The sequence below is a fragment of the Marinomonas sp. GJ51-14 genome (assembly GCF_055808695.1).
Genome location: NZ_CM147879.1, coordinates 1,339,825 through 1,365,614 on the forward strand (window position 1 = coordinate 1,339,825; position 25,790 = coordinate 1,365,614).

Genomic DNA, 25,790 nt, shown 5'->3' on the forward strand with positions numbered 1-25,790 from the left:
AAACATAGGTTTTGGAGTTGAACATGAAAGTACGTGCATCTGTAAAGAAAATCTGTCGTAACTGCAAAATCGTTCGTCGTAACGGTTCAGTTCGAGTGATTTGTGTTGAGCCTCGTCATAAACAACGTCAAGGTTAATAACGAGTCTGCTCGATGATAGGAAAGGGTGGTTGATTTATGTCCTAAAGATAGGCATAATCAGCCGCCCTCATGAAAGTAAAGTGATGAATTATCAGTTAATCATCAATAACAACGGAGTAAAATGAATGGCTCGTATAGCCGGTGTCAATATTCCTGACAATAAACATGCGGTCATTTCTCTGACTTACATCTTCGGAATTGGTCGCACTCGTTCACGCGCTATTTGCGCTGCTACGAGTGTTGCTGAAACTGCGAAAATCGGTTCATTAAGTGATGATATCCTTGATGAACTTCGTGGTGAAGTTGCTAAGTACACTGTAGAGGGTGACTTACGTCGTGAAGTCAGTATGTCTATCAAACGCTTGATGGACCTAGGTTGTAATCGCGGGATTCGTCATCGCCGCAGCCTACCAGTTCGTGGTCAACGTACCAAAACGAACGCTCGTACACGAAAAGGCCCTCGTAAGCCTATTCGTAAGTAATTTAAACGCGTTTCGCTCTAGCCACAAAGTTAGGCTAGAGCTGAGCATTAAATAGGAAAGTGCAATATGGCTAAGCCAGCTACGCGCAATACCAAGAAAAAAGTCAAAAAGACGGTCGTCGACGGTGTTGCTCATGTACACGCGTCATTTAATAATACGATCGTGACTATCACCGACCGCCAAGGCAATGCTTTGTCTTGGGCTACTGCAGGTGGTTCTGGTTTTCGCGGATCTCGTAAAAGTACTCCTTTCGCAGCTCAAGTAGCAGCGGAACGTGCCGGTACTGTCGCACAAGAATTTGGCCTTAAAAACGTCGACGTAATGATCAAGGGTCCTGGCCCTGGTCGTGAGTCCGCAGTTCGTGCATTAAATGCATTGGGCTTGCGTATTAATAACATCACAGATGTGACGCCAATCCCGCACAACGGTTGCCGTCCACCTAAGAAACGTCGCGTTTAACTGAGGAGACAGATACATGGCTCGTTATATAGGTCCAACTTGTAAGTTGTCTCGTCGTGAAGGTACCGACTTGCAATTGAAGAGCGGTTCACGCGCTCTTGAGTCAAAATGTAAAGCAGATACGGTTCCTGGTGTGCACGGTGCACGTCGCGGTCGTCTTTCTGATTACGGCTTACAATTACGTGAGAAACAAAAAGTACGTCGTATGTACGGAGTACTTGAAAAGCAATTTAGTAATTACTACAAATCTGCTGCTCGTTTCAAAGGCGCAACGGGTGAAAACTTGTTACAACTTTTGGAATCACGTTTAGATAACGTTGTTTATCGCGCAGGTTTTGGTTCTACACGTGCGGAAGCTCGCCAATTAGTTGGCCATAAAGGCATTCTAGTAAATGGCGCTACGGTTAACATTGCATCTTACCAAGTTAAAGCTGGTGATGTTGTGTCTATCCGTGAAAAAGCTAAGAAGCAATTGCGTGTTCAAAACGCACTAGAGCTATCTAAAGGTCGCGCACCGATCCATTGGATCGAAGTTGATTCAACTAAACTGGAAGCTACTTTTAAAGCTGCTCCAGAACGTGCCGATTTATCAGCTGAAATTAATGAGAACCTAATTGTCGAACTTTACTCTAAGTAAGTTGGTGATTAGGATTAAGAAATAGGTGGATCTATGCAGCGTTCAGTGAGCGAATTGTTAACCCCACGCAACATTGAAGTTCAAGAGTTAGGCAATTGCCGTGCTAAAGTTACCCTACAACCACTAGAACGTGGTTTTGGTCATACTTTAGGTAACGCATTACGTCGTATTCTTTTATCTTCTATGCCAGGTTGTGCGATTGTTGAAGTTGAAATCGACGGTGTATTACACGAATACAGCGCAATCGAAGGGGTTAAAGAAGATGTAATTGAGATTCTTCTTAACCTGAAAGGAGTTGCGATCGCTCTACACGGGCAAGATGAAGCAACTCTTACTCTAAGTAAAAAAGGTCCTGGAATCGTAACAGCTGGTGATATCCAGTTGGTTGCTGATGCAGAGATCGCTAACCCAGATCATGTAATTGCGCACTTAGATGACACTGCAGAGTTAAATATGCAGATCAAAGTCGCTCGTGGTCGTGGTTATGAGCCTGCTGATGCTCGTGTTGCTAGCGACGATGAGACTCGTCCAATTGGTCGCTTGCAGCTTGATGCCTCATTCAGCCCTGTTCGCCGTGTGGCTTATAGTGTCGATAATGCTCGTGTAGAGCAACGTACAGATTTGGATAAGCTAGTCTTAGACATCGAATCCAATGGTACGATCGATCCTGAAGAAGCTATCCGTCGCGCAGCGACTATTCTTCAACAACAAATCGCTGTTTTTGTCGCCCTTGAAAGCGAAAGCGAAGCACCTGTTGAAGAAGAAGAGGATGAGATTGATCCAATTTTGCTACGCCCGGTTGATGATCTTGAGTTAACCGTTCGCAGTGCTAACTGTTTAAAAGCAGAGAACATTTATTACATCGGTGATTTGATTCAACGTACTGAGGTTGAGCTTCTTAAGACGCCTAACCTAGGTAAAAAGTCGTTAACTGAAATCAAAGATGTTTTAGCACAGCGTGGTTTGTCTTTGGGAATGCGTCTAGAAAACTGGCCACCAGCTAGTTTAAAAGACGATAGCAAAGTTCTAGCTCGCTAGGTCATTGTTCCCTGACCACCGTAGTTTGGTAAGGAATGTAAAATGCGTCATCGTAAGAGTGGACGTCACTTAAACCGTACTAGCTCACATCGTAAAGCGATGTTTAAAAATATGGCTGCTTCTTTGTTTGAGCACGAAGTTATTAAAACTACGTTGCCTAAAGCAAAAGAATTACGTCGTGTTGCTGAGCCGTTAATCACATTGGCGAAAATTGATTCCGTTGCGAATCGTCGTCTTGCCTTTGCTCGTACTCGTAGCAAAGATGCAGTAGGTAAATTGTTTACGCAGCTTGGTCCTCGTTACCAATCTCGTCCTGGTGGGTATATCCGCATTCTAAAATGTGGTTTCCGTACTGGTGACAATGCACCTATGGCTTATGTTGAATTGGTCGATCGACCAGTTGCTGAAGCCGCTGAGTAATATCAGTTTGTAATTAAAAAGCCGAGCTTCTGCTCGGCTTTTTTTGCACTAAAAATTGGGTTACTTAATCAAAGTGCAGATAAAAAATGGCTGATGAAATGAATTTTATCAGCCATTTTTGTTTCTTATTTGAAAGAATCTTTAGTTCAGCATTCCTTTTAAGAACCTTCCAGTATGAGATTTCTCGGATTGAGCCACCTCTTCAGGCGTGCCTTCTGCAATGATAAAACCACCACCACTTCCGCCTTCAGGACCTAAGTCGACAACCCAATCCGCTGTTTTGATGACATCCAAGTTATGTTCAATGACTACCACGGTATTACCGTGATCTCGCAGTCTGTGAAGTACTTTAAGTAACTGTTCGATGTCCGCAAAATGCAAACCAGTGGTTGGCTCATCAAGAATATACAAAGTTGTTCCTGTGTCGCGTTTAGAAAGTTCTTTGGCCAGCTTAACTCGCTGCGCTTCACCCCCTGATAGCGTAGTAGCTGCTTGTCCTAAACGAATGTAGCCTAAACCTACATCCATGAGTGTCTGCAGTTTACGGGCAATAGAAGGAACAGCATCAAAGAATTCACGGGCGTTTTCAATTGTCATTTCAAGGCACTGGTGAATGTTCTTGCCTTTGTAATGAATTTCTAATGTTTCACGGTTATAGCGCTTACCTTTACAGGTATCACATGGTACATACACATCAGGAAGGAAATGCATCTCGACCTTGATAACGCCATCGCCTTGACAAGCTTCACAGCGCCCACCTTTTACATTGAAACTGAACCGGCCCGGTTTATAGCCACGAGAGCGAGCTTCTTGTGTAGCTGAGAATAGCTCACGCATAGGAGTGAAAATGCCAGTATAGGTCGCAGGGTTTGATCTTGGTGTGCGGCCGATAGGGCTCTGGTTTATATCAACACACTTATCAAACAAGTCCAGTCCTTCAATACTATCATGAGGCGCTGCTTTTAGAGTTGTTGCACCATTCAATGCAGTCGCAGCAAGAGGGTATAAGGTGCCGTTTACTAAAGTTGATTTACCTGAGCCAGAAACGCCGGTCACACAGGTCATAACACCTACTGGAATTTTCAAATCGACCGTATTTAAGTTATTGCCTGTTGCGCCTATTAGATTAAGTGATTTACCGTCTTTGGCTTTGTTACGAATGGCTGGAATTTCTATTTTGCGCTTTCCTGTTAGATACTGTCCTGTCACAGATTCTGGACAATCCATAATATCTTGAGGTGTGCCGCTGGCGATGATTTGTCCGCCGTGAACGCCTGCGCCAGGGCCAATATCGACAACAAAATCAGCAATACGAATGGCGTCTTCATCATGTTCAACAACGATAACTGTGTTACCCAGATCACGTAATCGAGTAAGGGTGGCTATTAGTCGCTCATTATCTCTCTGATGTAAGCCGATAGATGGCTCATCAAGTATGTACATGACGCCAACAAGGCCAGCGCCAATTTGACTGGCTAATCTGATACGCTGTGCTTCGCCGCCCGATAAAGAATCAGCTTTTCTGTCTAGAGTAAGATAGTCTAAGCCAACGTTTACCAAGAAAGTCAGCCTGTCACGGATTTCTTTCAATATTTTTGAGGCTATTTCACCGCGAGCGCCGGGTAAATCAAGAGTTTCAAAATACTTTAAACAATCGGCAATAGGGTAAGTAACAACTTCAGGTAAAGTTTGCTCACTGATGAAGACATTGCGTGCTGAACGGTTCAGGCGAGCTCCATGACATTCTGGGCAAGGCTGAACACTAATGTACTGTGATAGATCATCACGTACACTATCGGATTCTGTTTCATGATAGCGACGTTGTAAGTTAGGGATAACGCCTTCAAAAGAGTGCGAGCGAATCATTTTATCGCCGCGCTCATTGATGTAGATAAAATCTATCTTATCTTTACCAGAGCCTTCTAATATGCGCTTTTTAAACTCATTAGGGATATCTTTGTACTTAGATTCAATATCAAAATCATAGTGTTTCGCAAGCGCGCTTAGTTGCTGATAGTAAAAGATACTGCGTCTTCCCCAACCACGAATAGCGCCTTCGGCTAACGTCAGAGTTTCATCTTGAATAATGCGGTCTGGATCAAACATTTGGTGCGTGCCTAAACCATCACAGGTTTGACAAGCGCCATTTGGATTATTGAATGAGAAAAGTCTAGGCTCAAGCTCGGTCAAACTATAGCCACAAACTGGGCAAGCGAACTTACTGGAGAAAATGTATTCTTCTTTGTTATCATCCATGTTGATGGCTTTTGCGATGCCATCAGACAATGCCAAGCAAGTCTCGAAAGATTCAGCAAGACGCAACTGTAAATCTGCTCTTACTTTGAAACGGTCAATGACAACTTCTATGGTATGTTTTTTATTTTTTTCTAACGCTGGTGCATCATCTAAATCCACAACGATGCCATCTATACGTGCGCGGATAAAGCCTTTTGATAGTAAATCACTGATAGTGTGTAAGTGCTCACCTTTTCTATCCTTGACGATAGGTGCAAGCAACATCATCTTAGTTTCTTCAGGTAGAGATATAATTTTATCGACCATTTGTGATATGGTTTGCGCCTCTAAAGGTTCACCATGATCTGGGCAGCGAGGTTGTCCTGCTCGTGCAAATAGCAATCTTAGGTAATCGTATATTTCTGTTATTGTGCCTACTGTTGATCTAGGATTGTGAGACGTTGATTTCTGTTCAATAGAGATGGCAGGAGAAAGACCTTCAATATGGTCGATATCAGGTTTTTCCATCATAGATAAAAACTGTCTCGCATAAGTAGACAGTGATTCTACATAGCGACGTTGGCCTTCGGCATACAAAGTATCAAAGGCAAGAGAGGATTTACCGGAGCCAGACAGACCAGTTATCACCACAAGTTTGTCTCTTGGGATGTCTAGGTCCACATTTTTTAAATTGTGGGTGCGGGCTCCGCGTATGGTAATGGTATCCATGAGTCTCCAATGTAAAATTGATCAACAGAAAGAATCTGCCAGTAAATTAAATAACTGTCTATTTTTACAGTAGTTGAAATGGAGCTTCAACGGTATTTTTTGTAAAATGGACATCTTTTTTCTTAACCCCTAAGTTAAGTGGTTGTAACTTCCTTATGGATCTACTTGAACGTCGTTCTGTTCTTGCTTTAGCACTGATCTATCTGTTCAGAATGCTAGGCCTATTTCTTATTATGCCCGTCATTAGCATTGCTGCTGACGGCTTAACGGGTGCAGATGCCGCCTTGATTGGTACGGCTATTGGTATATACGGACTCACTCAAGCCAGCTTACAGATCCCGATGGGAATGTGGTCTGATAAAATCGGCCGTAAACGGGTTATTATAATCGGTCTTTTGCTTTTTGCAGTAGGTAGCCTTATTTGCGCAAACGCAGATGATATCATGGTATTGATTATTGGCCGTGCAGTTCAAGGTGCAGGAGCCATTGCTAGTACTTTGATGGCGCTTTTGAGTGATGTAACGCGAGAACAAAATCGCACTAAAGCAATGGCTATTGTCGGCGTGAGTATTGGTGCATCCTTCATGATATCTCTGGTATTAGGGCCGTGGATTTTTGCCTTAGTGGGGTTGTCTGGGCTTTTCTATCTCTCTTTTGCGTTATCTTTACTGGGCATCGCATTGATCATTTTTGCTGTGCCTAATATCGTACAGCATACTTTTCGAAGAGACACGACTCCGAGCCTGTTAGCGCTTGGCCTTGTCCTAAAAGATTCAAAACTTCGTTTCCTAAATGTGAGCGTGTTATTGCTGCATGCAAGCTTAACTGCGTTGTTTATTACGATTCCGAATTTATTGATTAAACAGTTTGATTTACCACTGGCAGAACACAGTTGGCTTTACCTAGGTGTCATGGGTTTTGCGTTTGTAGGTATGCTACCATTAGTGATTATTGCCGAGTCAAAAGGCAAAATGAAAGGTGTATTATTTGTTGTACTTCTCCTATTAGGAATGAGTGCATTATTGTTACAATGGACGTCTCATGTTTGGCTGTTTAGCGTCTTCTTGTGGGTCTACTTTGTAGGCTTTAATGCATTGGAAGCAACGTTGCCTTCATTAATTAGTAAACTGGCGCCAGTGGGTTATCGCGGCACAGCAATGGGTGTTTTTTCTACCCATCAATTTATTGGCTCTTTCTTGGGCGGTGTCGGTGGCGGATGGCTGCTACAAAACTACTCAAGTAATGGTGTGTTCTGGGTGGTTGGTGTTGTGTTTTTGACTTGGTCGCTTGTTGGCCTCACGCAACCAGCACCTCGTCAATTAAGCAGTATGGCGTTTAGCTTACCCAATATGACAGAAGATGAAATAACGAAGTTGGCTGATCAACTTTCTGAAATCCAAGGAGTGGAAGGTATGCAAATTTTCAAAGATGAGCAAACAGCTTATCTTAAAGTCGATAAGACCGTATTAGACAAAGAAACCTTAGCGCGCTTAGCGCCGCAAGTGGCTCTTTAGAAAAACATTATTTAATTTTTAGTTGGAGAACAACGTCATGGCGCGTGGAATAAACAAAGTAATCTTGATTGGTAATGCTGGTAATGATGCCGAAGTGCGCTTTATGCCATCTGGTGCAGCAGTAGCAAACGTGAACCTAGCAACCTCAGAAAGCTGGCGTGACAAGCAAACTGGACAAATGCAAGAGCGTACAGAATGGCACCGTGTGGCGTTTATGGATCGTGGTAACTTCCGTCTTGGGCAAATCGCTGGTGATTTCATCAAGAAGGGCTCAAAAGTTTATGTAGAAGGTTCATTGCGCACCCGTGAATGGGAAAAAGACGGTATCAAGCGTTATACAACTGAAATCGTTGCCAATGAAATGCAATTGTTAGATGGCCGTAATGATGGTGGTAATGGCCAGCAAGGCGGATATGATTCAGCGGGTCAAGGTGGTTACGGACAGACACCAGCAGCTCCTCAACAAGGCGGTTATGGTCAGGCGCCAGCGCAAGCTGCACCGCAGGCAGCGCCACAAGGTTTTAACCAACCTCAAGGCGGATATCAAGCGCCAGCTCGTCCAGCTGCACCACAACAGGCCGCACCTCAGCAAGCGGCTCCTCAGGCAGCACCGCAATCTTTCGGTAGCTGGGGAAATGCACCACAACAAGCGCCAGCTCAAGCCGCCCCACAGCAGCGTGCTCCTCAACCATCACGAGCAGCACCTCAGCAGCCAGCAGCAGCGCCAAAACCACAACAAGCACCAAACTTTGATGACTTCGACGATGACATTCCTTTCTAGGAAGTGATTTAACTCGTTGAAGACATACTTAAAGCCTCGCATAGCGGGGCTTTTTTGTGCCTTGGGTTTATTGGGATGGTAAGGCTATCGCTTGGTGTTGTATCAAAGCATCACCCTCGCATCGACACTATCGTTTGACCTCTGCTCGTGGTGATACTTTGACACACATTAAGGCGATAGAAATAGAAACGAGTCTTTTCATTATAAGGAGAGCGTTGAAACATCTATTTTTAATGATAGTAAGCTAATTGCTATCAAGGCGAGTGAAGGAGGAAGGATCACATCAAGGAATAGCCAGCGTATGTTTTGGCTATCTATCAAAAGGCTGAACCATTGATCGAAACGAAGTAGAGAACCATTAATTCGTATGTGTTCGGCGAATTCGGTAAGTTTTTCTGTATTGCTAGAAAGCGTTTGAATATGACTTTCAAGTTGTTTTAGTGAACTCGATAGTTGTAGATTATTTGTCATTAGCTGTTCGCTATTTTGTATTTCCTCTACCACCCTTTTTAAGGTAGAGGATGTTGCTTGTAAACTTAAATTGGTGTCTTTAGGTAACAATACTTACTCAAACATCCAGACATATAAATTAGAGTTTTCATCTTTACCTGAATAATCATCTGAAGATATATTTTTAGAGCCGAAGCTGGGGCCTCTATTTCCTCGGTTTTCAGTATGGCTTATACCTGTGAAGCGAATCCTCCAATACATAAAGCTGGTTTTTAAATTCCACAAATAATGGGTTAGTTCATATCCAATTATGAGAAGTAGCAGAATATAAACCTTATTTGGTGTTAGATTGGCAAATGTCATTCCACCTAGAAATTTTGAGTTGGAATCAATTTGAAGGTCTAAACATATAAAGGCCAAGGCGAAGAAAGAAACGACTAATAAGTTTCTACGAATTCGTTCTTCGTATGCCGAGATTTCAATGCCTTTTGGCTCTCTCATTACCTTCTCAATTTCTTGCAGTTGCTGCTCACTAAAATCACTGTTTTTATAGCGTTTTCGCTGAATCCTTTTTTAAGGTGAAAGGTGGCCAGTATAAAAATTGATACCGTTGTGGCAACGGCTCCATTATTGGTGAAACCGAAAGTAAATAACCAAGCAAGAATTGCAATAAACCAAACATTAGTTTGCATCATTTATACGTCCTGTTCTAAATAATATTAAAATAAGTATATCGGAAGAGACTGTCTTCAGCTTTGAAATAGATTTAAAATTTGTTTTAAATGATTTTATTAATGACTTTAGCAACAGGAAAAAACCTATGCTTTTAGGTGCTATGCTCGGAACCAATAATCTCGTGAAGGCGGGTGTTTTTTACGATGGACTTTTACGCACGATAAATATGGTTCGTACGATGGAGGTGGAAGGCGAAATTGGATACGGTGTTGCTGGCGGCGAGAGTTGTTTTTGGGTTCTGACTCCTTTTAATAAAGAACCTGCAACCGTCGGTAATGGTGTGCAAATTTCGTTTCAAGCGTCGAATAATGAGGAAGTCGAAGCGTTTTATCGCACTGTTCTAGCGCTAGGTGGCTCAGATGAAGGCGCACCGGGTTACCGATATCGACCTCATTATTTTGGCGCTTATTGTCGAGATATTGATGGTAATAAATTGCATGTTGTACATGAGGGTCGCTCTCAAAGTAATGCTTAAGTGAGCGCTTAAATCATAGACTGAAAAGAAAAGGTTTCTATTTATAGAAGCCTTTTTTTGTTGGTGCTCATATAATCACGGTTAATAGTTGAATGTAAGAGGTGTTGGCTGGTGGATGACGAAGATGAAACGTCTTTGTTTGCTCAGGAAGTAGCAGGCATTAAACGGCTTGAGAAAAGCGAAGTGTATCTTGCTAAGAAAGGTCCGCAGGTAGATTACGATGAACGCCAGAAGGCGGCGATGATCGCGGTAGAAGCCGATAGAAATCACTTGTCCCATGATTATGTGGAAAAAGTCGATCCTAACGATGTGCTGCAATATAAGCGTTCTGGTGTGCAGGACGGTGTTTTCAAACGATTACGCCAAGGTAAGTACGGTATTGAGGCGAGGTTAGATTTACACAATCATACTGTGGCGCAGGCGCGTGAGCAGGTGTACCAGTTTGTGAATGATTGCATGCGCAATGACATTCGCGTGTCGATTTTGGTTCATGGTAAAGGTGACCGCTCGCCAGACCCAGAAAGCCAAGCCATGCTGAAGAGCCATATTAATAAATGGTTGCGGGATTTAGACCCTGTTATGGCGTTTCATAGTGCACAAAGACATCATGGTGGTTTAGGCGCTGTGTATATTTTATTCAAAAAAACAGAGAAAGTACGATTGGAGGATTGGGAGAAGCATCAAAAGCGATAGCCTTTCTTTTTACTTTAAAACGCTTTCTTTGGTGTTATTTCGTAGGGTAAATGCCTCGTTTTTGCTATAATCCCGCCACTTTGCTGTCTTGAGTTTAATCAAGCTGCCCCAAACATACAGTCATCGTATTCTAATTTTATCGAGGTAGAGAATGGCAAACCGCACCGCACATCATCCTGCGTTTACGTTTCTTCGCAGTGAGTTTATCAATGCGCTTAACGTGACCGTTCAAGAATTCGAACATACAGTAACAGGTGCTAAGCATTTTCACATCGCATCCGACAACGACGAAAACGTTTTTTTGGTGGGTTTAAAAACCGTTCCAACCGATTCTTGTGGCGTTGCGCATATTCTTGAGCATACTGTGTTGTGTGGTTCTGAGCGTTTTCCTGTTCGTGATCCTTTCTTTATGATGATTCGCCGTTCATTGAATACCTTCATGAATGCGTTTACGTCTTCAGATTGGACGGCTTACCCGTTTGCGAGTAAGAACAAGAAAGATTTCCATAATCTTTTGGGTGTGTATTTAGATGCAGTGTTCTTTTCCCGTCTAGATGAATTGGACTTTTCCCAAGAAGGCCATCGTTTAGAGTTCGCAGAACCAGAAAATGCGGAATCTGATTTGACCTTTAAAGGTGTTGTGTTTAATGAAATGAAAGGTGCGATGAGTTCAACCACATCCGTCTTGTGGCAAACGCTGACAAAATATTTATTCCCAAATAACACTTACCATTTTAATTCAGGCGGTGAGCCAAGTGATATTCCTGATTTGTCTTACCAAGATCTATTGGCGTTTTACCGCACCCATTACCATCCTTCTAATGCGGTTTTTATGACGTTTGGTGATATTCCTGCTGAAACCTTGCAAGCAGAATTTGAAGATAAAGTATTAAGTCGATTTGAACGTTTAGAGACGCAAGTTAGTGTGCCGAACGTGAAACGTTACTTCTCTCCAGTACGAGTGGAAGAAGGTTACGCCGCAGAAGAAGTGAAAGAAGACGGCAGTCACGTGGTTGTTGGTTGGTTGTTGGGTGAAAGTACCGATTTGAACCAGCAGTTCGAAGCGCAGTTATTGTCGAGTGTTCTGTTGGATAACAGTGCTTCACCATTACTTCGCGTATTGGAAAACAGTGATTTAGGTCGTGCACCGTCGCCATTATGTGGCCTTGAAGACAGCAATAAAGAAATGAGCTTTATGTGCGGTCTGGAAGGCGTGAAACGTGAAGACACGGCAAAAGTAGAAGTGCTTGTTTTATCTACGCTAGAAGACATTGCAGAGAAAGGTGTGCCACAAGAATCCGTTGACGCTATGTTGCATCAATTAGAATTGAGCCAGCGTGAAATCGGTGGTGGCAGTTATCCTTATGGTTTGCAATTGATTCTTGCGGGTCTATCCACTGCGGTTCATTCCGGTGATGTGATTGCCCAGTTGGATCTTGATCCTGTGATTGAGGCTATGCGTGAGAAAGTTAAAGACACTCAATACATTCCTAATTTGATCAAAGAATTGTTGTTGTCTAATGCTCACCGAGTCACGATCACATTGAGCCCTGACGATGCACTTGAAGCGCGTCGTAACCAAGCAGAAACAGATCGTTTGAGTAAAATCAAAGCGGCTTTGTCGGATGCAGAGAAAGAGCAGATCATTGCACGCAGTGCAGCGTTGAAAGCGCGTCAGTCTCAAGTAGACGACATGAGCATATTGCCAAAAGTTGGTTTAGAAGATGTGCCTGCGCGTTTGCCTCAATACGATAACGAAAAGATAGCGGGTGATTTACCCATTACTTTTTATCCACAAGGCACCAACGGTTTGGTTTATCAACAGTTGGTCATTGACCTGCCTGAATTGGATGAAGAAGAAATTAATTACTTGCCTTTGTTCTCTTCAATGATGACAGAGCTGGGTGTTGGCGGTGAAGACTATTTAGCGGTTCAAGAACGTCAGGCACAAGTGTGTGGCGGCTTGGGTGCTTCCAATTCCATTCGTGCCACGATTGCTGATCGTCAGGCAGTTAACGGTTACTTTATTTTGTCATCAAAAGCCTTGGTGCCAAACGTGGTCGCAATGAGTGAGCTGGTCAAAGACACTATGTTGAATGTGCGCTTTGATGAAGTGAGCCGTGTGAAAGAACTGGTGGCGCAGCGTCGAGCTCGTCGCGAACAGTCTATAACAGGTCAAGGTCATTCGTTGGCAATGACATCAGCGTCCAGTGCTTTGTCTGGTTTGGCTGCTCAGCAAGAAAAATGGGGCGGCATGTCAGGCATTCGTTCCGCGATTGCACTGGATGACTCGATGAAAGCCGATGACAGTGCGGTTGAAAATGTGTTGGCGGTATTTAAGCGCATACATGAAAAGCTTTTGCAGGCAAAAAAACAGCTTCTTTTGGTTGCTGAGCCTCAACATGAAGACAGTATTCTGAATGATGTTAAAGCCGTTTTTGCTGATTTACCTAAAGGTGAAGCACAGACTAAATTTTCTTTAGAAGCGGTTGAGTCAAAAATAAATGTGGCTTGGCTAACGTCTACTCAAGTGAGTTTCTGTAGTAAAGCGTTTCGTACAGAATTCGGTGATCACCCAGATGTTGCAGCATTGACTGTATTGGGTGGTTTTCTGCGTAATGGTTTCTTGCATAGAACGATTCGAGAGCAAGGTGGTGCATATGGCGGCGGTGCAAGTTTTGATGGCAGCACAGGTTCATTTCGCTTCTATTCCTATCGTGACCCTCGTTTAACGGAAACTTTAGCTGATTTTGATGCTTCGATAGAATGGATGTTAAACGAATCTCATACTGCGGATGCCCTAGAAGAAGCGATTCTTGGCGTGGTGGGTTCTATGGATAAGCCAGGTTCACCAGCAGGTGAAGCACAGAGCGACTTTTATGTATATTTGCATGGTCGTAGTTTAGCGTACCGAGAAGTTTTTCGAGCCAAGGTATTGTCTGTCACGATCGATCAGTTACAGCATGTGGCAAAAACCTATCTAACAAAAGAAAATGAAAATACAGCGGTCATAACGTCTACGTCAAAACGAGCAGAGCTAGAAGCTTTAGGTTTTGATATTCAGACGTTGTAGGTCAACTTTTTATAACCAAAAACAAAATAGTTTTATTGACGGAAAATCAAATGGATCAGTTTCACGATATACGCCCCTACAATGACAGTGAAGTTGCTGAGGTGCTGACTAATCTGGTAAATACTCCGGATTTTATTAATACAATCATTGGTTTTCGTTTTGCGAAATGGCCTACGTTTTTACGTGCTCCATTGGCCTTTTGTGTGAAGCAGGCTTTAAAGCGCCAAATTTCTAATATTTCTAATGTTCATGAGTTTCAAACACGCGTTGCTGGTTATATGGAGCGCATGATTAAAACTACGACAACGAATGTTGAATACAGAGGGATTGATAAATTAGACAAAAACATCGGTTATTTATTTCTGTCTAATCACAGAGATATCGCCATGGACCCAGCGTTTGTTAATTATGGATTGTATTCGGCAGGACTGAATACAGTACGTATTGCGATAGGTGATAACTTGTTGCGACGTCCTTTTGTGTCGGATCTGATGCGTTTGAACAAAAGCTTTATTGTAAAACGCTCCGCGAATGGTATACGAGAAATGATGGCGGCGTTTGGTCAGTTGTCGGCTTATATTTCGGAATCCTTGATGAAAGAGCAGACTAATATTTGGATTGCGCAAAAAGAAGGTCGAGCAAAAGACGGCTTGGATCAAACTGATCCAGCGATTATCAAAATGTTTTACATGAGCCAGAAAAAGCTGAAAACACCGTTTTCAGAAGCGATGGCGAATTTGAAAATTGTTCCTGTCTCTATTTCTTATGAATACGATCCGTGTGCCTTTGATAAGGCGCAAGAGTTACATCAGAAGTCGACCACTGGCAGCTATGAAAAAGCTGAATTTGAAGACATAGACAGCATCAAAAATGGTATTGTCGGTCAAAAAGGTAAAGTGGTTGTGACGTTTGGTGATGTGATCAAAGACGGATTCGAAACGCCGGAAGAATTCGTGGCTGAAGTAGATCGTCAAATTATTACTAACTATGCCATTCAACCAACAAACGAAGCAGCGTTTGCTCTACAACAAGGTTTGCCTTCAACAGATAGTGCTTTTTCGAGTTATCTTGAGCGTTGCCCTGAAGAGTTGAAGGAAACTGTGTTATCAATGTATGCCAATCCATTGATACAACAGCAAAAATATTTAAATAAGTAACGTAGGAGTAAGGTATTAATGAGCGTCTGGGAATCATTGAGGTCATGGATTGCCTCTACAATATTTTTTATTTATTACGCTGTTTCTACTATTTTATTTGGTATTCTGGCTCCTTTTGCGACTGTCTTGTTACCAAAGAACTTTCGTCAGCCTGTATTGAATTTACATAACAAGGGCTTGTTATTTGTGTTTCGTATTCTCTGTGGCGTTAAGATTGAAATAATAGGCCGAGAAAACATAGATAAGAAGCGCCCTGTTGTGCTGGTGGCAAATCATCAAAGCGAATGGGAAACTTACGTTCTACAGGTGTTAATGGCGCCAGTTTCTACGGTACTGAAGAAAGAGCTGCTTGCTGTGCCTTTCTTTGGTTGGGGTTTACGGATGGTTCAACCTATTGCGATCGATCGTTCTCAGAAAACCAATGCCTTGAAACAAATTATTAGCCAAGGAAAAGAGCGATTGGAAGATGGTCGCTCTGTTTTGATTTTTCCTGAAGGGACGAGAATTGCACCGAACGCGGAACAAGCCTTTAACAAAGGTGCAGCAATGTTAGCTACGTCTGCTAATGTGCCAATCCTGCCTGTTGTCCATAATGCGGGTTACACTTGGCCTGGTAAGCGCTGGCGCAAGTTTCCGGGCTCTATTCGAGTCGTCATTGGTCCTGTGATTGAATCCGAAGGTAAGAAGACATCGACATTACATGACGAGATGGATGCTTGGATGCGTGCAGAGATGGCGAAGCTACCGAAAGGCAATGCTCTGTTTTCTGATTGAAGATAAATTATTTTATAGACAATAAAAAAGCCGCATTAAATGCGGCTTTTTTTGTGATCCATACTGTCTAGCAGATGTTGGGATTACGCAGAGTATTTTTTGAATACTAGGCTAGCGTTTGTACCACCAAATCCGAAACTGTTAGACATGATCAAGTTTAGATCAACGTTGTCTTTACGAGTTGTCACAACAGGAATTTTGCCTGCTGCTTCGTCTAGTTCGTCAACGTTTGCTGATGCAGTGATGAAGTTGTTTTCCATCATTAGCAAGCAGTAGATTGCTTCGTGAACACCTGCGGCACCCAAAGAGTGACCAGATAGAGACTTAGTAGAACTTACTAGCGGGATGTTATCGCCAAATGTTTCATTGACGGCTTGTAGTTCTTTCATATCTCCAGCAGGAGTACTTGTGCCATGAGTGTTGATGTAATCGATGTCGCCATCAATTGTACTCATTGCCATCTGCATACAACGTACTGCGCCTTCACCAGAAGGAGCAACCATGTCGTAGCCGTCAGATGTTGCACCGTAACCTACTAGTTCAGCATAGATTTTTGCACCGCGAGCTTTAGCATGTTCTAGTTCTTCGATCACTAACATGCCGCCGCCGCCGGCGATAACGAAACCATCACGGTTTGCATCGTATGCGCGAGATGCTTTTTCTGGTGTGTCGTTGTATTTTGAGGATAGAGCGCCCATCGCATCAAACATACAAGTTTGAGTCCAGCTTTCTTCTTCGCCGCCGCCAGCAAAAACGATATCTTGTTTGCCTAGTTGGATTAGCTCCATTGCGTTACCAATACAGTGAGCACTGGTAGAACAAGCAGAGGTAATAGAGTAGTTAACGCCTTTGATTTTAAAAGGAGTCGCTAAGCAGGCTGATACTGTGCTACCCATAGTTTGAGTTACACGGTATGGACCAACACGTTTAACGCCTTTTGCGCGAAGTGTGTCTGCAGAGTCAACGAGATTTTTAGCGGATGCTCCGCCAGACCCAGCTACCAAGCCAGTACGAATATTAGAAACCTGTTCTTCTGTAAGGCCTGAATCTAGAATCGCTTGTTGCATAGAAACGTAAGCATAAGTTGCAGCGTCGCCCATGAAGCGGCGAACTTTGCGATCAATGCTTTCGGCATCTAAATCAATACGACCACAAACGTGGCTACGAAAACCATATTCTTTATAGTCTTCAGCGAAACGAATGCCAGACTTGCCTTCGTGCAAGGAATTTAGAACGCTTTCTTTGTCATTACCTAGGCAGCTGACAATACCAAGACCTGTTACTACTACACGACGCATAAATGTGCCTCTTTCATTCTTAATCTTTTAGAAGTTTTCAGTTGATGTGAATAAACCTACACGCAAATCTTTCGCTGTGTAAATTTCACGCCCGTCAACTTTAACGCTTCCGTCTGCTATGCCCATAACCAACTTGCGCTCAATAACGCGTTTAAGCTGAATATGGAAAGTTACTTTTTTGGCTGTTGGAAGTATTTGGCCAGTGAATTTTACTTCTCCGGAGCCCAAAGCACGACCACGACCTTTGTTGCCTTTCCAACCAAGAAAGAAACCAACTAATTGCCACATTGCATCCAAACCAAGACAGCCAGGCATAACTGGGTCACCTGGGAAATGGCATGCAAAGAACCAAAGGTCAGGGTTAATATCTAGCTCAGCAATAATTTCGCCTTTGCCATGTTCCCCGCCTTCAGCCGAGATGTGAGTTATGCGATCCATCATTAGCATATTGCCGACAGGAAGTTGGGCATTGCCTGCACCAAACATTTCACCGTGGCCGCATTTTAATAGTTCGTCTTTTTCAAAAGATGAAGCTGTAGTCATTGTAATCCTATATCCACATCCAGCCGATGACTCAAAAAAGTCTGGTGGATTTGTGTGGTCCAGTTTTCAGTATAAAATCTTGCTGATTATATCGGTTTGAAACCTTAATATGAACGTTTGAGCCAAAAAAACCAAATTACCTGCATGAAAAATGATCATTTTTCCGTTATTTCTATATATTTTAGTAGGTTGCGAGTTTGGAACGTAAGTTTTGGCTATGTATGTTATTACCTGATTTATTGGTTTTTTCTGTTAGCATATGTGTTTCGGTAATATCTAGCTTCTTTTGAGTGCCTTATATGGATTTAAAAAGTAATGAAAGTTTCAGAGCGTGGCGTAGTGAGATTGGCCGTGGCCACATTCAAGGTTATGTGAACCAAATATGTGATCATAAGCCAACTGTGCATTTCCTTCATGGTAATGGCTTTTCTGTGAAAACCTACTCCCGCTTTTTAAAGCAACTTGATGGATATAATCTGATTATGCAGGATGCTGCAGGTCATGGAGATTCTTCAATTGGGAAGCGCTTTATTGGTTGGAATGCTACGGCATCGAACTTTTTAGAGTCATTAAATATACAACGTGAGGCTTTACCTAAGACTGAACTCATTGGTATGGGGCATAGTTTTGGTGGTTGTATGACTGTATTAATGAATCAGCACAAGACCCCCGTTTTTGATCGTATGGTTTTATTGGATCCAGCGCTTTTTCCGCCTCGATTAATATGGATGATGCGAGGTGTGAAGTATGCTGGTTTGAAGAGTCAGATACCTTTGGCTCGACAGGCGCGTCGTCGTCGGACTCATTGGGATGATCTTGAACAAGTGCGAGAAAACTTTTTTGGGCGAGGGACTTTCAAGGGTTGGGAAGACGAGTGTTTAGATGATTATATTTCTTCGTCGATCAGACCTGATGAAAATGGTGGATACAAATTAGGTTGTCCTTCATGGATGGAAGCTGCTATTTTTTCCAGTTATCCAAAAGGGTTGTGGCGAGCGATTGCTAAAATATCTGTGCCTACTTACATAGTTCAGGGTAAGGATACATTTGATTATTTTAAAGAAGCTTATCGTTTTGCTGCTGAATTAAATCCTAATATTCATGTGGTGGAGGTGGATGGTGGTCATTGCTTTATGCAGCAGGATTCGGCAGCTTCAGCGCAAGCTGTTTTGGGTATATTGAAAAGCTAATTATATTAAATTAGGGTGAAATAGATAAGAGAGTTTGAATCAAACACAGAATACTCTGTGTTTGATTCAATGTATTTAATTGCGTCGCTTTATTGATGCGTGAGCCAAAGTTATTAGTGCCGCTTTGTATTCTGATTCGGCAAGATTGGCAATGGCCGCAATGGCGAAATTAGCTTGCTCTTGTGCTTTTTGTTCAGTGTATTCAATCGCGCCACAGCTTTGTACGTCGTTAATTATGGCTTCTAGTTGATCTATTCCGCCTGTTAAAATAGCCTGTTTTACTCTTTCTGACGCTTCGGTTGTGCCGTGCTTCATGGTATAGATCAATGGAAGGGTAGGTTTGCCTTCTGCAAGGTCATCACCAACGCTTTTGCCCATTTCTTCTGCGGTACTGGTGTAGTCCATCACATCATCAATTAATTGGAATGCCGTACCAACATACATTCCGTATTGTCTTAGTGCTTCTTGATGTTCTGGATTTGCTTCGGCAATCACCGCGCCACAAAGTGCCGCACCTTCAAAGAGTTTGGCGGTTTTATATTGGATGACTTTTAAATAGCTTTCTTCGCTCGTGTCAGGATCGCCGCAGTTGATAAGTTGTTGTACTTCACCTTCAGCAATAATGTTGGTGGTTTTCGCTAGAATGCTCATGCACTGCATGCTGCCAACATCGACCATGATTTGAAAAGCGCGAGAATATAAAAAATCACCAACTAGAACGCTAGGAGCGTTGCCCCATTCTTCGTTAGCTGTTTTCTTGCCGCGACGCATATCAGATTCATCAACAACGTCATCGTGTAATAAAGTTGATGTGTGAATAAACTCTATTATAGTCGCCATTTGAATGGATTGGTGCAGCTTTTGAGCGTCTAATTCGGCGCTTGCTCTTGCTGCTAACAAGACTAATAGGGGTCTGAGTCGCTTTCCACCATTGCTAATGATGTAGTAGCCAATTTGCTCAATGAGAGGGATGTCACTGCTAAGCTGTGACACAATATAGTTGTTCACTTGACCAAATTCATTGGCCACAACATCATGTATTTGTATTGGTTGCATGCAATTTCCGAAGCTAAAGTAGTTCCAAGCTGATCAGCAAGTGTGCATCATGCTAGGTAAGGCTTGTGTCAGGGTCAACCCAAATTATTAAAAATATATAAAGACGTTGCTTTTCTCTTGTATTGGTTGGTGTGATTTTGTACAATCTCGCGTCCGATTTACCCACATTTTGCTCCCTATCATATGGTTAGCGATTTTTGTCCGATTCGGTCATGAATTTATTGCCACTAGAAGTAGGTCAAATTCAATTTCAGTAGCCGGGTAAATCTTATTGGAGAAATACATGTTTGCAGTGATCAAAACTGGCGGTAAGCAATACCGTGTAGAAGAAGGCCAAACCCTTAAGGTTGAGAAATTAGCTGTTGAAGAAGGTGGCGTTATTCAGTTCGACGACGTTCTTCTTGTATGCAATGGCGACGACGTTAAAGTTGGTGCACCAGTTGTAGAAGGCGCTAAAGTGACAGCTGAAGTTGTTACTCATGGTCGCGGAGACAAAGTGAAAATTTTGAAATTCCGTCGTCGTAAGCATTCTATGAAGCGTATGGGTCATCGTCAGTGGTTCACGGAAGTGAAAATAACTGGCATTAACTAAGCGCTAACTATTCAAATTTAAGGAGTAAGTCATGGCTCATAAAAAGGCGGGTGGTAGTACTCGTAACGGTCGCGATTCCGAGTCGAAACGATTAGGTGTCAAACGTTTTGGTGGTCAAGTTGTGATCCCAGGTAACATCCTTGTTCGTCAGCGTGGTACTCAGTTCCATCCTGGTGTTGGTGTTCAGATTGGTAAAGATCATACTTTGTTCGCTGTTGTTGAAGGTCAAGTGAAGTTTGAAGTGAAAGGTAAGTTGAAGCGTCGTACAGTTTCTGTCGTAGCTGCTTAATCGCTTACTAAAAAACTTAAAAAAAGCTCCGCGACGCGGGGCTTTTTTTTGGAAGAATTCTATAATCAGAGTTTGTTGATTCTGATAATCCACCGAAGAGGTGTATCTGTGAAATTTGTTGATGAAGCCAGTATCTATGTAAGAGCGGGTAAAGGTGGTAATGGTTGTTTGAGCTTTTGGCGCGAAAAATTCGTGGCGAAAGGTGGTCCTGATGGTGGTGACGGCGGAAATGGCGGCAGTGTTGTGCTGGTGGCTGATGAAGCGTTGAACACTTTGATTGATTTTCGTTTTACGAAGAAATACATTGCTGAAAGTGGTGAAACTGGTCAGGGCCGTGATATGACTGGCTCTAAAGGGCCGGATCTTGAGATTAAGGTGCCTGTGGGTACGACCGTGATTGACGAGGATACCGGGGAAACCCTAGGTGATCTTGTGCGTGATGGCCAGAAGCTGAAAGTTGCGCAAGGCGGACATCATGGTTTGGGGAATACTCGTTTTAAATCAAGTACTAACCGTGCTCCGCGTCAAACGACTAAAGGTACAATTGGTGAAGAGCGTACGCTCAAGCTTGAGATGAAAGTGTTGGCTGATGTTGGTTTGTTAGGTTTGCCTAACGCTGGTAAGTCTACTTTTATTCGAGCGGTTTCTTCTGCTAAACCCAAAGTGGCAGATTATCCTTTTACCACTCTTGTCCCAAACTTAGGTGTGGTTAAAGTTAAGAAGCATCAGAGCTTTGTTATCGCTGATATTCCTGGGATTATCGAAGGTGCCTCTGAAGGTGCTGGTCTTGGTATTCGTTTTTTGAAGCACTTGGTACGTAACCGTATTTTGTTGCATATCGTTGATTTAGCTCCATGGGATGAAATTACCCCTGCTGAGGCTGCGGTGATTGCGGTTAATGAGTTGCATCAGTTTAGTCCGGCGCTTGCGCAGCGTGATCGTTGGTTGGTTTTAAATAAAACTGACATGGTACCTGCCGATGAATTAGAAGAGCGTTGTCAAAGTGTGATCGATGCTCTTGGTTGGGAAGGTAAGGCTTACCGAATTTCAGCTATTTCTGGTGAAGGGACGGAGGTCTTATGTTTGGATTTGATGACCGCATTGGAAGAGCAGAGAGAGTTGCTAGCTGAAAGTGAAGAGGCGCGTGAGAAAGAGAAAGCAGTGCGAACTCTCATTGATGAAGAAGGTCGAAACCGTATTATGTCTCTACGTGAAAAACGTCGTAAAGCAGGTCAATTGCTTGATGATGACGATTTTGACGAAGATGATTACGATGTTGAAGTGGAATACGTTAGCTAATTTGATTGGTGGACAGAAGTAGAGTCATGATGATGCGAGAGAAGATTGCGAAGGCGCAGCGTATAGTTGTCAAAATAGGCAGTGCGTTGTTGACGAATGACGGGCAAGGTTTGGATGTTGCTCGAATTGGTCTTTGGGTTGCTCAGATCGCTCAATTGCGAGCGCAAGGCAAAGAAGTAGTCTTGGTGTCTTCGGGGTCCATTGCTGCGGGCATGAAACGTCTTGGCTTCGCTTCTCGTCCCACTCAAGTGAATGAGCTCCAGGCTGCTGCTGCCGTTGGGCAGATGGAATTAGTTGGAGTTTATGAATCTCATTTTGAAAAGCATGGTTTGTGTACGGCGCAGATTTTGTTGACTCACGATGATCTATCAAATCGTCGCCGTTATTTAAACGCACGATCTTCATTGAGAACATTGCTTGGATTCGGTGTTGTACCTATTATTAATGAGAATGACACGGTTGTAACTGATGAAATTCGTTTTGGTGATAATGACACGCTGGGTGCCTTGGTGGCTAACTTAGTGGAGGCGGATGCGTTAATTATTTTGACGGATCAGCAGGGATTATTTGATAAAAATCCGCGAGACTATGCAGATGCGACATTAATTTCTCATGCTTCAGCATCCGATGACCGTTTAGAATCGATGGCAAGCGGTGGTGCTGGATTGTTGGGGAGTGGTGGGATGCTGACTAAAGTGCGAGCAGCACGTTTAGCGGCGCGTTCTGGAGCGGATACCTTGATCGCTTCTGGTCGAGAAGATAATGTGATTCCTCGGGTGGCAATGGGTGAACCTATTGGTACTTGGTTAGAGCCGGATTATTGTCGCCAGGCTGCACGTAAATTATGGATTGCTGGTCATCTGAAAAGTCGAGGATCTTTGGTTCTGGATGCTGGTGCTGTAAAGGCCTTGCGAAAAGAAGGAACTAGTTTATTGGCTGTTGGTGTTAAGGATGCTGAAGGTTCTTTTTCACGTGGCGATATGGTTATTTGTGTGGATGAGCTGGGCGGTTTAGTTGCTCGTGGGCTGGTTAATTACAGTGTTGCCGAGACACTTAAATTACTTGGGCAGCCGTCGTCTAGTATTGGTGAGATTCTGGGTTATAAAGGTGAGCCAGAGTTAATTCATCGAGATGATTTAGTTATTATTTAAAGGAATATGTTGTTATGGCAAAACCGGGAAAAGTAGGGTTGAGTCGAGTTTTTGGCGCGTCTAAATACTCTTGCCAAGGTTTACGGGCGCAATGGAAATATGAGGCAGCCTTTCGTCAAGAAGTGTGTTTATTTTTAATTTCTTTGCCTTTTGCTGTTTGGCTTGGTGATAGTGGGCTGGAGCGAGCAGTATTAATTTTCACAGTCGGAATGGTGTTAGTGGTTGAGACATTGAATTCAAGTGTTGAGGCTGTGGTTGATAGAATTAGTCATGAGCATCATGAGCTTTCTGGACGTGCGAAGGATTTGGGATCGGCGGCGGTAATGCTTACTTTAATTTTAGCGGCTGCTGTATGGTTGGTTATTTTGTTTGGGTAGTGGTTTTTAATATGCGTGCGTTAGGTGTGTTTTAAAGACATAAAAAAACCGGCATTTGCCGGTTTTTTTATAGGTATTAGGCCAGTGCTTTGATTTTAGCACTCAAGCGGCTCTTATGACGAGCTGCTTTGTTTTTGTGATATAGGCCTTTGTCAGCGGCTTTGTCTAGCTTTGAAGTTGCTAGAACGTAAGCTGCTTGTGCGTCAGCTTGATTGCCTGATTCGATAGCTGCATCTACTTTTTTCAAGTATGTGCGAACCATTGAACGAAGGCTACCATTGTGAGCGCGGCTTTTAATTGCTTGGCGCGCGCGTTTTTTTGAACCGGCGGAATTTGCCACGGTCTGGCTCCTTTAAATTTTAGAATAAATGACTCAGCACTCTGCTGCGCCATGAAATTAATGTCAAGTTTTAACTTTAAAATCTCGCGGCGGATTTTACCAGTTTTTGGCGCTGTCACAACCCTATTATACAAATATTAGGCAAATGAGTTTATATATTTGGCTGCGTTACTCTATCTGCTGGTGTTATTCTTGGGGGATATGTTTATTAGGTGTGTCATGAAATTGTATGTCTGAAATAAATTCTACTCCTAACAAAAGTCGTAAGTCTTTGTCTTTATTACGTTCTGGTATCTTGGTTTCTGTTTGTACTTTCCTTTCTCGTATCTTGGGGTTGGTGAGAGATGCGGCTTTAGCTTATGTTTTAGGTGCGAGTGGTAGTGCTGACGCATTTTATGTCGCTTTTAAAATTCCGAACTTTTTTCGACGTTTATTTGCCGAAGGAGCATTTGCTCAGGCTTTTGTTCCTGTATTAAGTGATTATCGAATAAATGAAGGGAAGGAAGAGGTTCGTGCTTTAGTTGCGGCTGTTTCCGGTTCTCTTGCTTTGGTTCTGCTATGCGTTACTGTTGTGTTTATGGTTTGTGCACCTTGGGTTGTGTATGTTTTTGCGCCCGGTTTTTCGGCTGATGCTAGTCAATCTGCATTAACGGCAGAGTTGTTAGTGATTACTTTCCCTTATTTATTGTTTATTTCTTTGACTGCTTTAGCTGGCGGTATTCTGAATGCGCATGGTGAATACGCTGTTCCTGCTATAACGCCAATTTTTCTGAATATCTCTTTAATTGTCGCGACCGTGTATTTTGCTCGTTCTGCTGCACAGGCGGAAGTGGCTGTGGCTTGGGGCGTGTTTTTCGCTGGATTAATACAGTTAATGTTTCAGGTGCCTTTTTTGGCGAGGTTGCGTTTATTGCCTATGCCTACATTGGGCTTTCGACATCCGGGTGTAAAACGGATTTTGCTTTTGATGGGGCCTGCATTATTTGGTGTGTCTGTTAGTCAGATTAATTTGTTGTTAGATACTGTATTGGCGTCTTTCCTGCAGACGGGCAGTATTACTTGGTTATATTTATCGGATCGTTTGTACGAGTTGCCTTTGGGGATTTTTGCTATCGCGATCAGTACGGTTATTTTACCTTCTTTATCACGTAGTTTTGCTGGCGGCGAATCTAATGGGTTCTCTAAAACGTTAGATTGGGCATTGCGCCTTTTGCTGTTAATTGCGATTCCGTCGGCATTGGCTCTGTTTATACTGGCTGAGCCTTTGATTGCGACTATTTTTTATCGTGGTGAATTAACCGTTAATGATGTAGAGAAAGCAGCGCAGAGCTTACAGGCGTATTCATTGGGCTTGGTGTTTATGATGTTGATTAAAGTTTTGGCGCCTGGCTATTACGCTCGACAAGATACCAAAACGCCAGTGCGCATTGGGATTATCGCTATGGTGTCTAATATGGTTCTGAATTTGATTCTAGTGTGGCCGCTTGGTCATGTTGGTTTGGCTTTGGCAACAAGTTTGTCTGCAGGGCTAAATGCCTTTTTGCTTTGGCGTGGATTGTATAAGCAAGGCCATCATGTATTTTCTGCTGAATGGCGAAAGTTGATGCGGATATTGCTTTGTGCAACGTTGGCATTAGGTGGTTGTTTGTATCTCTTCCTTCAACAAGGTTGGCAGTGGACTCAAATGAGCGATGTCTCTCGAGTTGGCTATATTTTATTGATTGTTGTTAGCGGTGTTTCTGTTTATGGTTTTGTTGCTGTGGCGGCAGGTTTGCGTCCGTCTATTTTGAAACACTAGTTTCTTTTGGTTTGTGACGATGAGTTTGCACGGGTTGTGCAAGTTCTGGCCTACCTTCATCTTGT

28 protein-coding genes are annotated in these 25,790 nt (G+C 43.0%); 20 read left to right on the forward strand and 8 right to left on the reverse strand.

Features of this window, described 5'->3' with window-relative positions:
• Positions 1-23 precede the first annotated feature (23 nt).
• The 6 genes from rpmJ to rplQ all read left to right on the forward strand — a co-directional run bounded on the left by rpmJ (position 24) and on the right by rplQ (position 3,176).
• Positions 24-137 carry a 50S ribosomal protein L36 gene (rpmJ, locus tag AC0L3Y_RS06545; protein WP_012071915.1) on the forward strand — a complete coding sequence of 38 codons (114 nt, stop codon included), beginning with the start codon at positions 24-26 and terminating at the stop codon, positions 135-137.
• Positions 138-265: 128 nt separating this feature from the next.
• A complete protein-coding gene (gene rpsM / locus AC0L3Y_RS06550) occupies positions 266-622 on the forward strand; it encodes a 30S ribosomal protein S13 (protein ID WP_473470014.1) in 357 nt (118 codons plus the stop codon).
• A 66-nt stretch (positions 623-688) separates the two neighbouring features.
• The gene (gene rpsK, locus AC0L3Y_RS06555) at positions 689-1,081 is read left to right on the forward strand and encodes a 30S ribosomal protein S11 (RefSeq protein WP_012071913.1); all 393 of its coding nucleotides are present in this window, start codon (positions 689-691) and stop codon (positions 1,079-1,081) included.
• Between the two features lie 16 nt (positions 1,082-1,097).
• The gene (gene rpsD / locus AC0L3Y_RS06560) at positions 1,098-1,718 is read left to right on the forward strand and encodes a 30S ribosomal protein S4 (protein WP_473470016.1); all 621 of its coding nucleotides are present in this window, start codon (positions 1,098-1,100) and stop codon (positions 1,716-1,718) included.
• A 33-nt stretch (positions 1,719-1,751) separates the two neighbouring features.
• Complete coding sequence (locus tag AC0L3Y_RS06565; RefSeq protein WP_473470017.1) at positions 1,752-2,756, forward strand: DNA-directed RNA polymerase subunit alpha; 1,005 nt, start codon at positions 1,752-1,754, stop codon at positions 2,754-2,756.
• A gap of 42 nt (positions 2,757-2,798) precedes the next feature.
• A complete protein-coding gene (gene rplQ / locus AC0L3Y_RS06570; RefSeq protein WP_036163156.1) occupies positions 2,799-3,176 on the forward strand; it encodes a 50S ribosomal protein L17 in 378 nt (125 codons plus the stop codon).
• Between the two features lie 141 nt (positions 3,177-3,317).
• Here the strand turns inward: rplQ and uvrA are convergent, their stop codons facing one another.
• Complete coding sequence (uvrA, locus tag AC0L3Y_RS06575; protein WP_473470018.1) at positions 3,318-6,140, reverse strand: excinuclease ABC subunit UvrA; 2,823 nt, start codon at positions 6,138-6,140, stop codon at positions 3,318-3,320.
• Positions 6,141-6,295: 155 nt separating this feature from the next.
• Between uvrA and AC0L3Y_RS06580 the strand changes: the two genes are divergently transcribed.
• Complete coding sequence (locus AC0L3Y_RS06580; RefSeq protein WP_473470019.1) at positions 6,296-7,654, forward strand: MFS transporter; 1,359 nt, start codon at positions 6,296-6,298, stop codon at positions 7,652-7,654.
• A gap of 37 nt (positions 7,655-7,691) precedes the next feature.
• On the forward strand, positions 7,692-8,435 hold the full coding sequence (gene ssb, locus AC0L3Y_RS06585; protein WP_473470021.1) for a single-stranded DNA-binding protein: 744 nt from the start codon (positions 7,692-7,694) through the stop codon (positions 8,433-8,435).
• A 201-nt stretch (positions 8,436-8,636) separates the two neighbouring features.
• Here ssb and AC0L3Y_RS06590 read toward each other — a convergent pair whose 3' ends face one another.
• From AC0L3Y_RS06590 to AC0L3Y_RS06600, 3 genes are all read right to left on the reverse strand, one after another.
• Complete coding sequence (locus AC0L3Y_RS06590) at positions 8,637-8,906, reverse strand: hypothetical protein (protein WP_473470022.1); 270 nt, start codon at positions 8,904-8,906, stop codon at positions 8,637-8,639.
• Positions 8,907-8,999: 93 nt separating this feature from the next.
• The gene (locus AC0L3Y_RS06595) at positions 9,000-9,386 is read right to left on the reverse strand and encodes a hypothetical protein (protein ID WP_473470023.1); all 387 of its coding nucleotides are present in this window, start codon (positions 9,384-9,386) and stop codon (positions 9,000-9,002) included.
• On the reverse strand, positions 9,386-9,580 hold the full coding sequence (locus AC0L3Y_RS06600) for a hypothetical protein (RefSeq protein WP_473470024.1): 195 nt from the start codon (positions 9,578-9,580) through the stop codon (positions 9,386-9,388). Before AC0L3Y_RS06600 ends, AC0L3Y_RS06595 begins: the two co-directional genes overlap by 1 nt.
• A gap of 125 nt (positions 9,581-9,705) precedes the next feature.
• On the opposite strand from AC0L3Y_RS06600, the gene AC0L3Y_RS06605 reads away from it, so the two are divergent.
• The 5 genes from AC0L3Y_RS06605 to AC0L3Y_RS06625 all read left to right on the forward strand — a co-directional run bounded on the left by AC0L3Y_RS06605 (position 9,706) and on the right by AC0L3Y_RS06625 (position 15,792).
• A complete protein-coding gene (locus tag AC0L3Y_RS06605; RefSeq protein WP_473470025.1) occupies positions 9,706-10,095 on the forward strand; it encodes a VOC family protein in 390 nt (129 codons plus the stop codon).
• Between the two features lie 111 nt (positions 10,096-10,206).
• Complete coding sequence (gene smrA / locus AC0L3Y_RS06610) at positions 10,207-10,788, forward strand: DNA endonuclease SmrA (RefSeq protein ID WP_473470026.1); 582 nt, start codon at positions 10,207-10,209, stop codon at positions 10,786-10,788.
• Between the two features lie 151 nt (positions 10,789-10,939).
• Entirely contained in the window at positions 10,940-13,861 is a 2,922-nt protein-coding gene (locus AC0L3Y_RS06615; protein WP_473470027.1) for an insulinase family protein, read from the forward strand.
• Positions 13,862-13,911: 50 nt separating this feature from the next.
• A complete protein-coding gene (locus tag AC0L3Y_RS06620; RefSeq protein WP_473470028.1) occupies positions 13,912-15,018 on the forward strand; it encodes a 1-acyl-sn-glycerol-3-phosphate acyltransferase in 1,107 nt (368 codons plus the stop codon).
• An 18-nt stretch (positions 15,019-15,036) separates the two neighbouring features.
• Positions 15,037-15,792 carry a lysophospholipid acyltransferase family protein gene (locus tag AC0L3Y_RS06625; RefSeq protein WP_473470029.1) on the forward strand — a complete coding sequence of 252 codons (756 nt, stop codon included), beginning with the start codon at positions 15,037-15,039 and terminating at the stop codon, positions 15,790-15,792.
• Positions 15,793-15,875: 83 nt separating this feature from the next.
• On the opposite strand, the gene fabB is transcribed toward AC0L3Y_RS06625, so the two are convergent.
• Together fabB and fabA are read right to left on the reverse strand one after the other, a co-directional pair.
• The gene (gene fabB, locus AC0L3Y_RS06630; protein ID WP_473470030.1) at positions 15,876-17,090 is read right to left on the reverse strand and encodes a beta-ketoacyl-ACP synthase I; all 1,215 of its coding nucleotides are present in this window, start codon (positions 17,088-17,090) and stop codon (positions 15,876-15,878) included.
• Positions 17,091-17,117: 27 nt separating this feature from the next.
• Positions 17,118-17,633: a 3-hydroxyacyl-[acyl-carrier-protein] dehydratase FabA gene (gene fabA / locus AC0L3Y_RS06635; protein WP_036163180.1), complete on the reverse strand. Its 516-nt coding sequence runs from the start codon at positions 17,631-17,633 to the stop codon at positions 17,118-17,120.
• Positions 17,634-17,932: 299 nt separating this feature from the next.
• Between fabA and AC0L3Y_RS06640 the strand changes: the two genes are divergently transcribed.
• Positions 17,933-18,823, forward strand: a complete 891-nt coding sequence (locus tag AC0L3Y_RS06640; protein WP_473470031.1) for an alpha/beta fold hydrolase — start codon at positions 17,933-17,935, stop codon at positions 18,821-18,823.
• 75 nt (positions 18,824-18,898) lie between these two features.
• Here AC0L3Y_RS06640 and ispB read toward each other — a convergent pair whose 3' ends face one another.
• A complete protein-coding gene (ispB, locus tag AC0L3Y_RS06645; RefSeq protein ID WP_473470032.1) occupies positions 18,899-19,879 on the reverse strand; it encodes an octaprenyl diphosphate synthase in 981 nt (326 codons plus the stop codon).
• 283 nt (positions 19,880-20,162) lie between these two features.
• Between ispB and rplU the strand changes: the two genes are divergently transcribed.
• The 5 genes from rplU (at position 20,163) to AC0L3Y_RS06670 (ending at position 23,587) form a co-directional block, all read left to right on the forward strand.
• Positions 20,163-20,471, forward strand: coding sequence for a 50S ribosomal protein L21 (rplU, locus tag AC0L3Y_RS06650; RefSeq protein WP_036163188.1), 309 nt, complete (start codon positions 20,163-20,165; stop codon positions 20,469-20,471).
• Between the two features lie 31 nt (positions 20,472-20,502).
• Positions 20,503-20,760: a 50S ribosomal protein L27 gene (rpmA, locus tag AC0L3Y_RS06655; protein ID WP_012071897.1), complete on the forward strand. Its 258-nt coding sequence runs from the start codon at positions 20,503-20,505 to the stop codon at positions 20,758-20,760.
• A gap of 108 nt (positions 20,761-20,868) precedes the next feature.
• Positions 20,869-22,059, forward strand: coding sequence for an Obg family GTPase CgtA (cgtA, locus tag AC0L3Y_RS06660; protein WP_473470033.1), 1,191 nt, complete (start codon positions 20,869-20,871; stop codon positions 22,057-22,059).
• Positions 22,060-22,085: 26 nt separating this feature from the next.
• Positions 22,086-23,210 carry a glutamate 5-kinase gene (gene proB, locus AC0L3Y_RS06665; RefSeq protein WP_473470034.1) on the forward strand — a complete coding sequence of 375 codons (1,125 nt, stop codon included), beginning with the start codon at positions 22,086-22,088 and terminating at the stop codon, positions 23,208-23,210.
• A 14-nt stretch (positions 23,211-23,224) separates the two neighbouring features.
• The gene (locus tag AC0L3Y_RS06670) at positions 23,225-23,587 is read left to right on the forward strand and encodes a diacylglycerol kinase (RefSeq protein WP_473470035.1); all 363 of its coding nucleotides are present in this window, start codon (positions 23,225-23,227) and stop codon (positions 23,585-23,587) included.
• 76 nt (positions 23,588-23,663) lie between these two features.
• Here the strand turns inward: AC0L3Y_RS06670 and rpsT are convergent, their stop codons facing one another.
• Positions 23,664-23,927 carry a 30S ribosomal protein S20 gene (rpsT, locus tag AC0L3Y_RS06675; protein WP_024023490.1) on the reverse strand — a complete coding sequence of 88 codons (264 nt, stop codon included), beginning with the start codon at positions 23,925-23,927 and terminating at the stop codon, positions 23,664-23,666.
• A 229-nt stretch (positions 23,928-24,156) separates the two neighbouring features.
• Between rpsT and murJ the strand changes: the two genes are divergently transcribed.
• The gene (gene murJ / locus AC0L3Y_RS06680) at positions 24,157-25,725 is read left to right on the forward strand and encodes a murein biosynthesis integral membrane protein MurJ (RefSeq protein WP_473470036.1); all 1,569 of its coding nucleotides are present in this window, start codon (positions 24,157-24,159) and stop codon (positions 25,723-25,725) included.
• Positions 25,726-25,790 lie beyond the last annotated feature (65 nt).

Bases quoted from the DNA above. Each gene is read 5' to 3' on its own strand.
- rpmJ (WP_012071915.1), top strand. From the start codon at position 24: ATGAAAGTACGTGCATCTGTAAAGAAAATCTGTCGTAACTGCAAAATC.
- rpsM (WP_473470014.1), top strand. From the start codon at position 266: ATGGCTCGTATAGCCGGTGTCAATATTCCTGACAATAAACATGCGGTC.
- rpsK (WP_012071913.1), top strand. From the start codon at position 689: ATGGCTAAGCCAGCTACGCGCAATACCAAGAAAAAAGTCAAAAAGACG.
- rpsD (WP_473470016.1), top strand. From the start codon at position 1,098: ATGGCTCGTTATATAGGTCCAACTTGTAAGTTGTCTCGTCGTGAAGGT.
- AC0L3Y_RS06565 (WP_473470017.1), top strand. From the start codon at position 1,752: ATGCAGCGTTCAGTGAGCGAATTGTTAACCCCACGCAACATTGAAGTT.
- rplQ (WP_036163156.1), top strand. From the start codon at position 2,799: ATGCGTCATCGTAAGAGTGGACGTCACTTAAACCGTACTAGCTCACAT.
- uvrA (WP_473470018.1), bottom strand. From the start codon at position 6,140: ATGGATACCATTACCATACGCGGAGCCCGCACCCACAATTTAAAAAAT.
- AC0L3Y_RS06580 (WP_473470019.1), top strand. From the start codon at position 6,296: ATGGATCTACTTGAACGTCGTTCTGTTCTTGCTTTAGCACTGATCTAT.
- ssb (WP_473470021.1), top strand. From the start codon at position 7,692: ATGGCGCGTGGAATAAACAAAGTAATCTTGATTGGTAATGCTGGTAAT.
- AC0L3Y_RS06590 (WP_473470022.1), bottom strand. From the start codon at position 8,906: ATGACAAATAATCTACAACTATCGAGTTCACTAAAACAACTTGAAAGT.
- AC0L3Y_RS06595 (WP_473470023.1), bottom strand. From the start codon at position 9,386: ATGAGAGAGCCAAAAGGCATTGAAATCTCGGCATACGAAGAACGAATT.
- AC0L3Y_RS06600 (WP_473470024.1), bottom strand. From the start codon at position 9,580: ATGATGCAAACTAATGTTTGGTTTATTGCAATTCTTGCTTGGTTATTT.
- AC0L3Y_RS06605 (WP_473470025.1), top strand. From the start codon at position 9,706: ATGCTTTTAGGTGCTATGCTCGGAACCAATAATCTCGTGAAGGCGGGT.
- AC0L3Y_RS06615 (WP_473470027.1), top strand. From the start codon at position 10,940: ATGGCAAACCGCACCGCACATCATCCTGCGTTTACGTTTCTTCGCAGT.
- AC0L3Y_RS06620 (WP_473470028.1), top strand. From the start codon at position 13,912: ATGGATCAGTTTCACGATATACGCCCCTACAATGACAGTGAAGTTGCT.
- AC0L3Y_RS06625 (WP_473470029.1), top strand. From the start codon at position 15,037: ATGAGCGTCTGGGAATCATTGAGGTCATGGATTGCCTCTACAATATTT.
- fabB (WP_473470030.1), bottom strand. From the start codon at position 17,090: ATGCGTCGTGTAGTAGTAACAGGTCTTGGTATTGTCAGCTGCCTAGGT.
- fabA (WP_036163180.1), bottom strand. From the start codon at position 17,633: ATGACTACAGCTTCATCTTTTGAAAAAGACGAACTATTAAAATGCGGC.
- AC0L3Y_RS06640 (WP_473470031.1), top strand. From the start codon at position 17,933: ATGGATTTAAAAAGTAATGAAAGTTTCAGAGCGTGGCGTAGTGAGATT.
- ispB (WP_473470032.1), bottom strand. From the start codon at position 19,879: ATGCAACCAATACAAATACATGATGTTGTGGCCAATGAATTTGGTCAA.
- rplU (WP_036163188.1), top strand. From the start codon at position 20,163: ATGTTTGCAGTGATCAAAACTGGCGGTAAGCAATACCGTGTAGAAGAA.
- rpmA (WP_012071897.1), top strand. From the start codon at position 20,503: ATGGCTCATAAAAAGGCGGGTGGTAGTACTCGTAACGGTCGCGATTCC.
- proB (WP_473470034.1), top strand. From the start codon at position 22,086: ATGATGATGCGAGAGAAGATTGCGAAGGCGCAGCGTATAGTTGTCAAA.
- AC0L3Y_RS06670 (WP_473470035.1), top strand. From the start codon at position 23,225: ATGGCAAAACCGGGAAAAGTAGGGTTGAGTCGAGTTTTTGGCGCGTCT.
- murJ (WP_473470036.1), top strand. From the start codon at position 24,157: ATGTCTGAAATAAATTCTACTCCTAACAAAAGTCGTAAGTCTTTGTCT.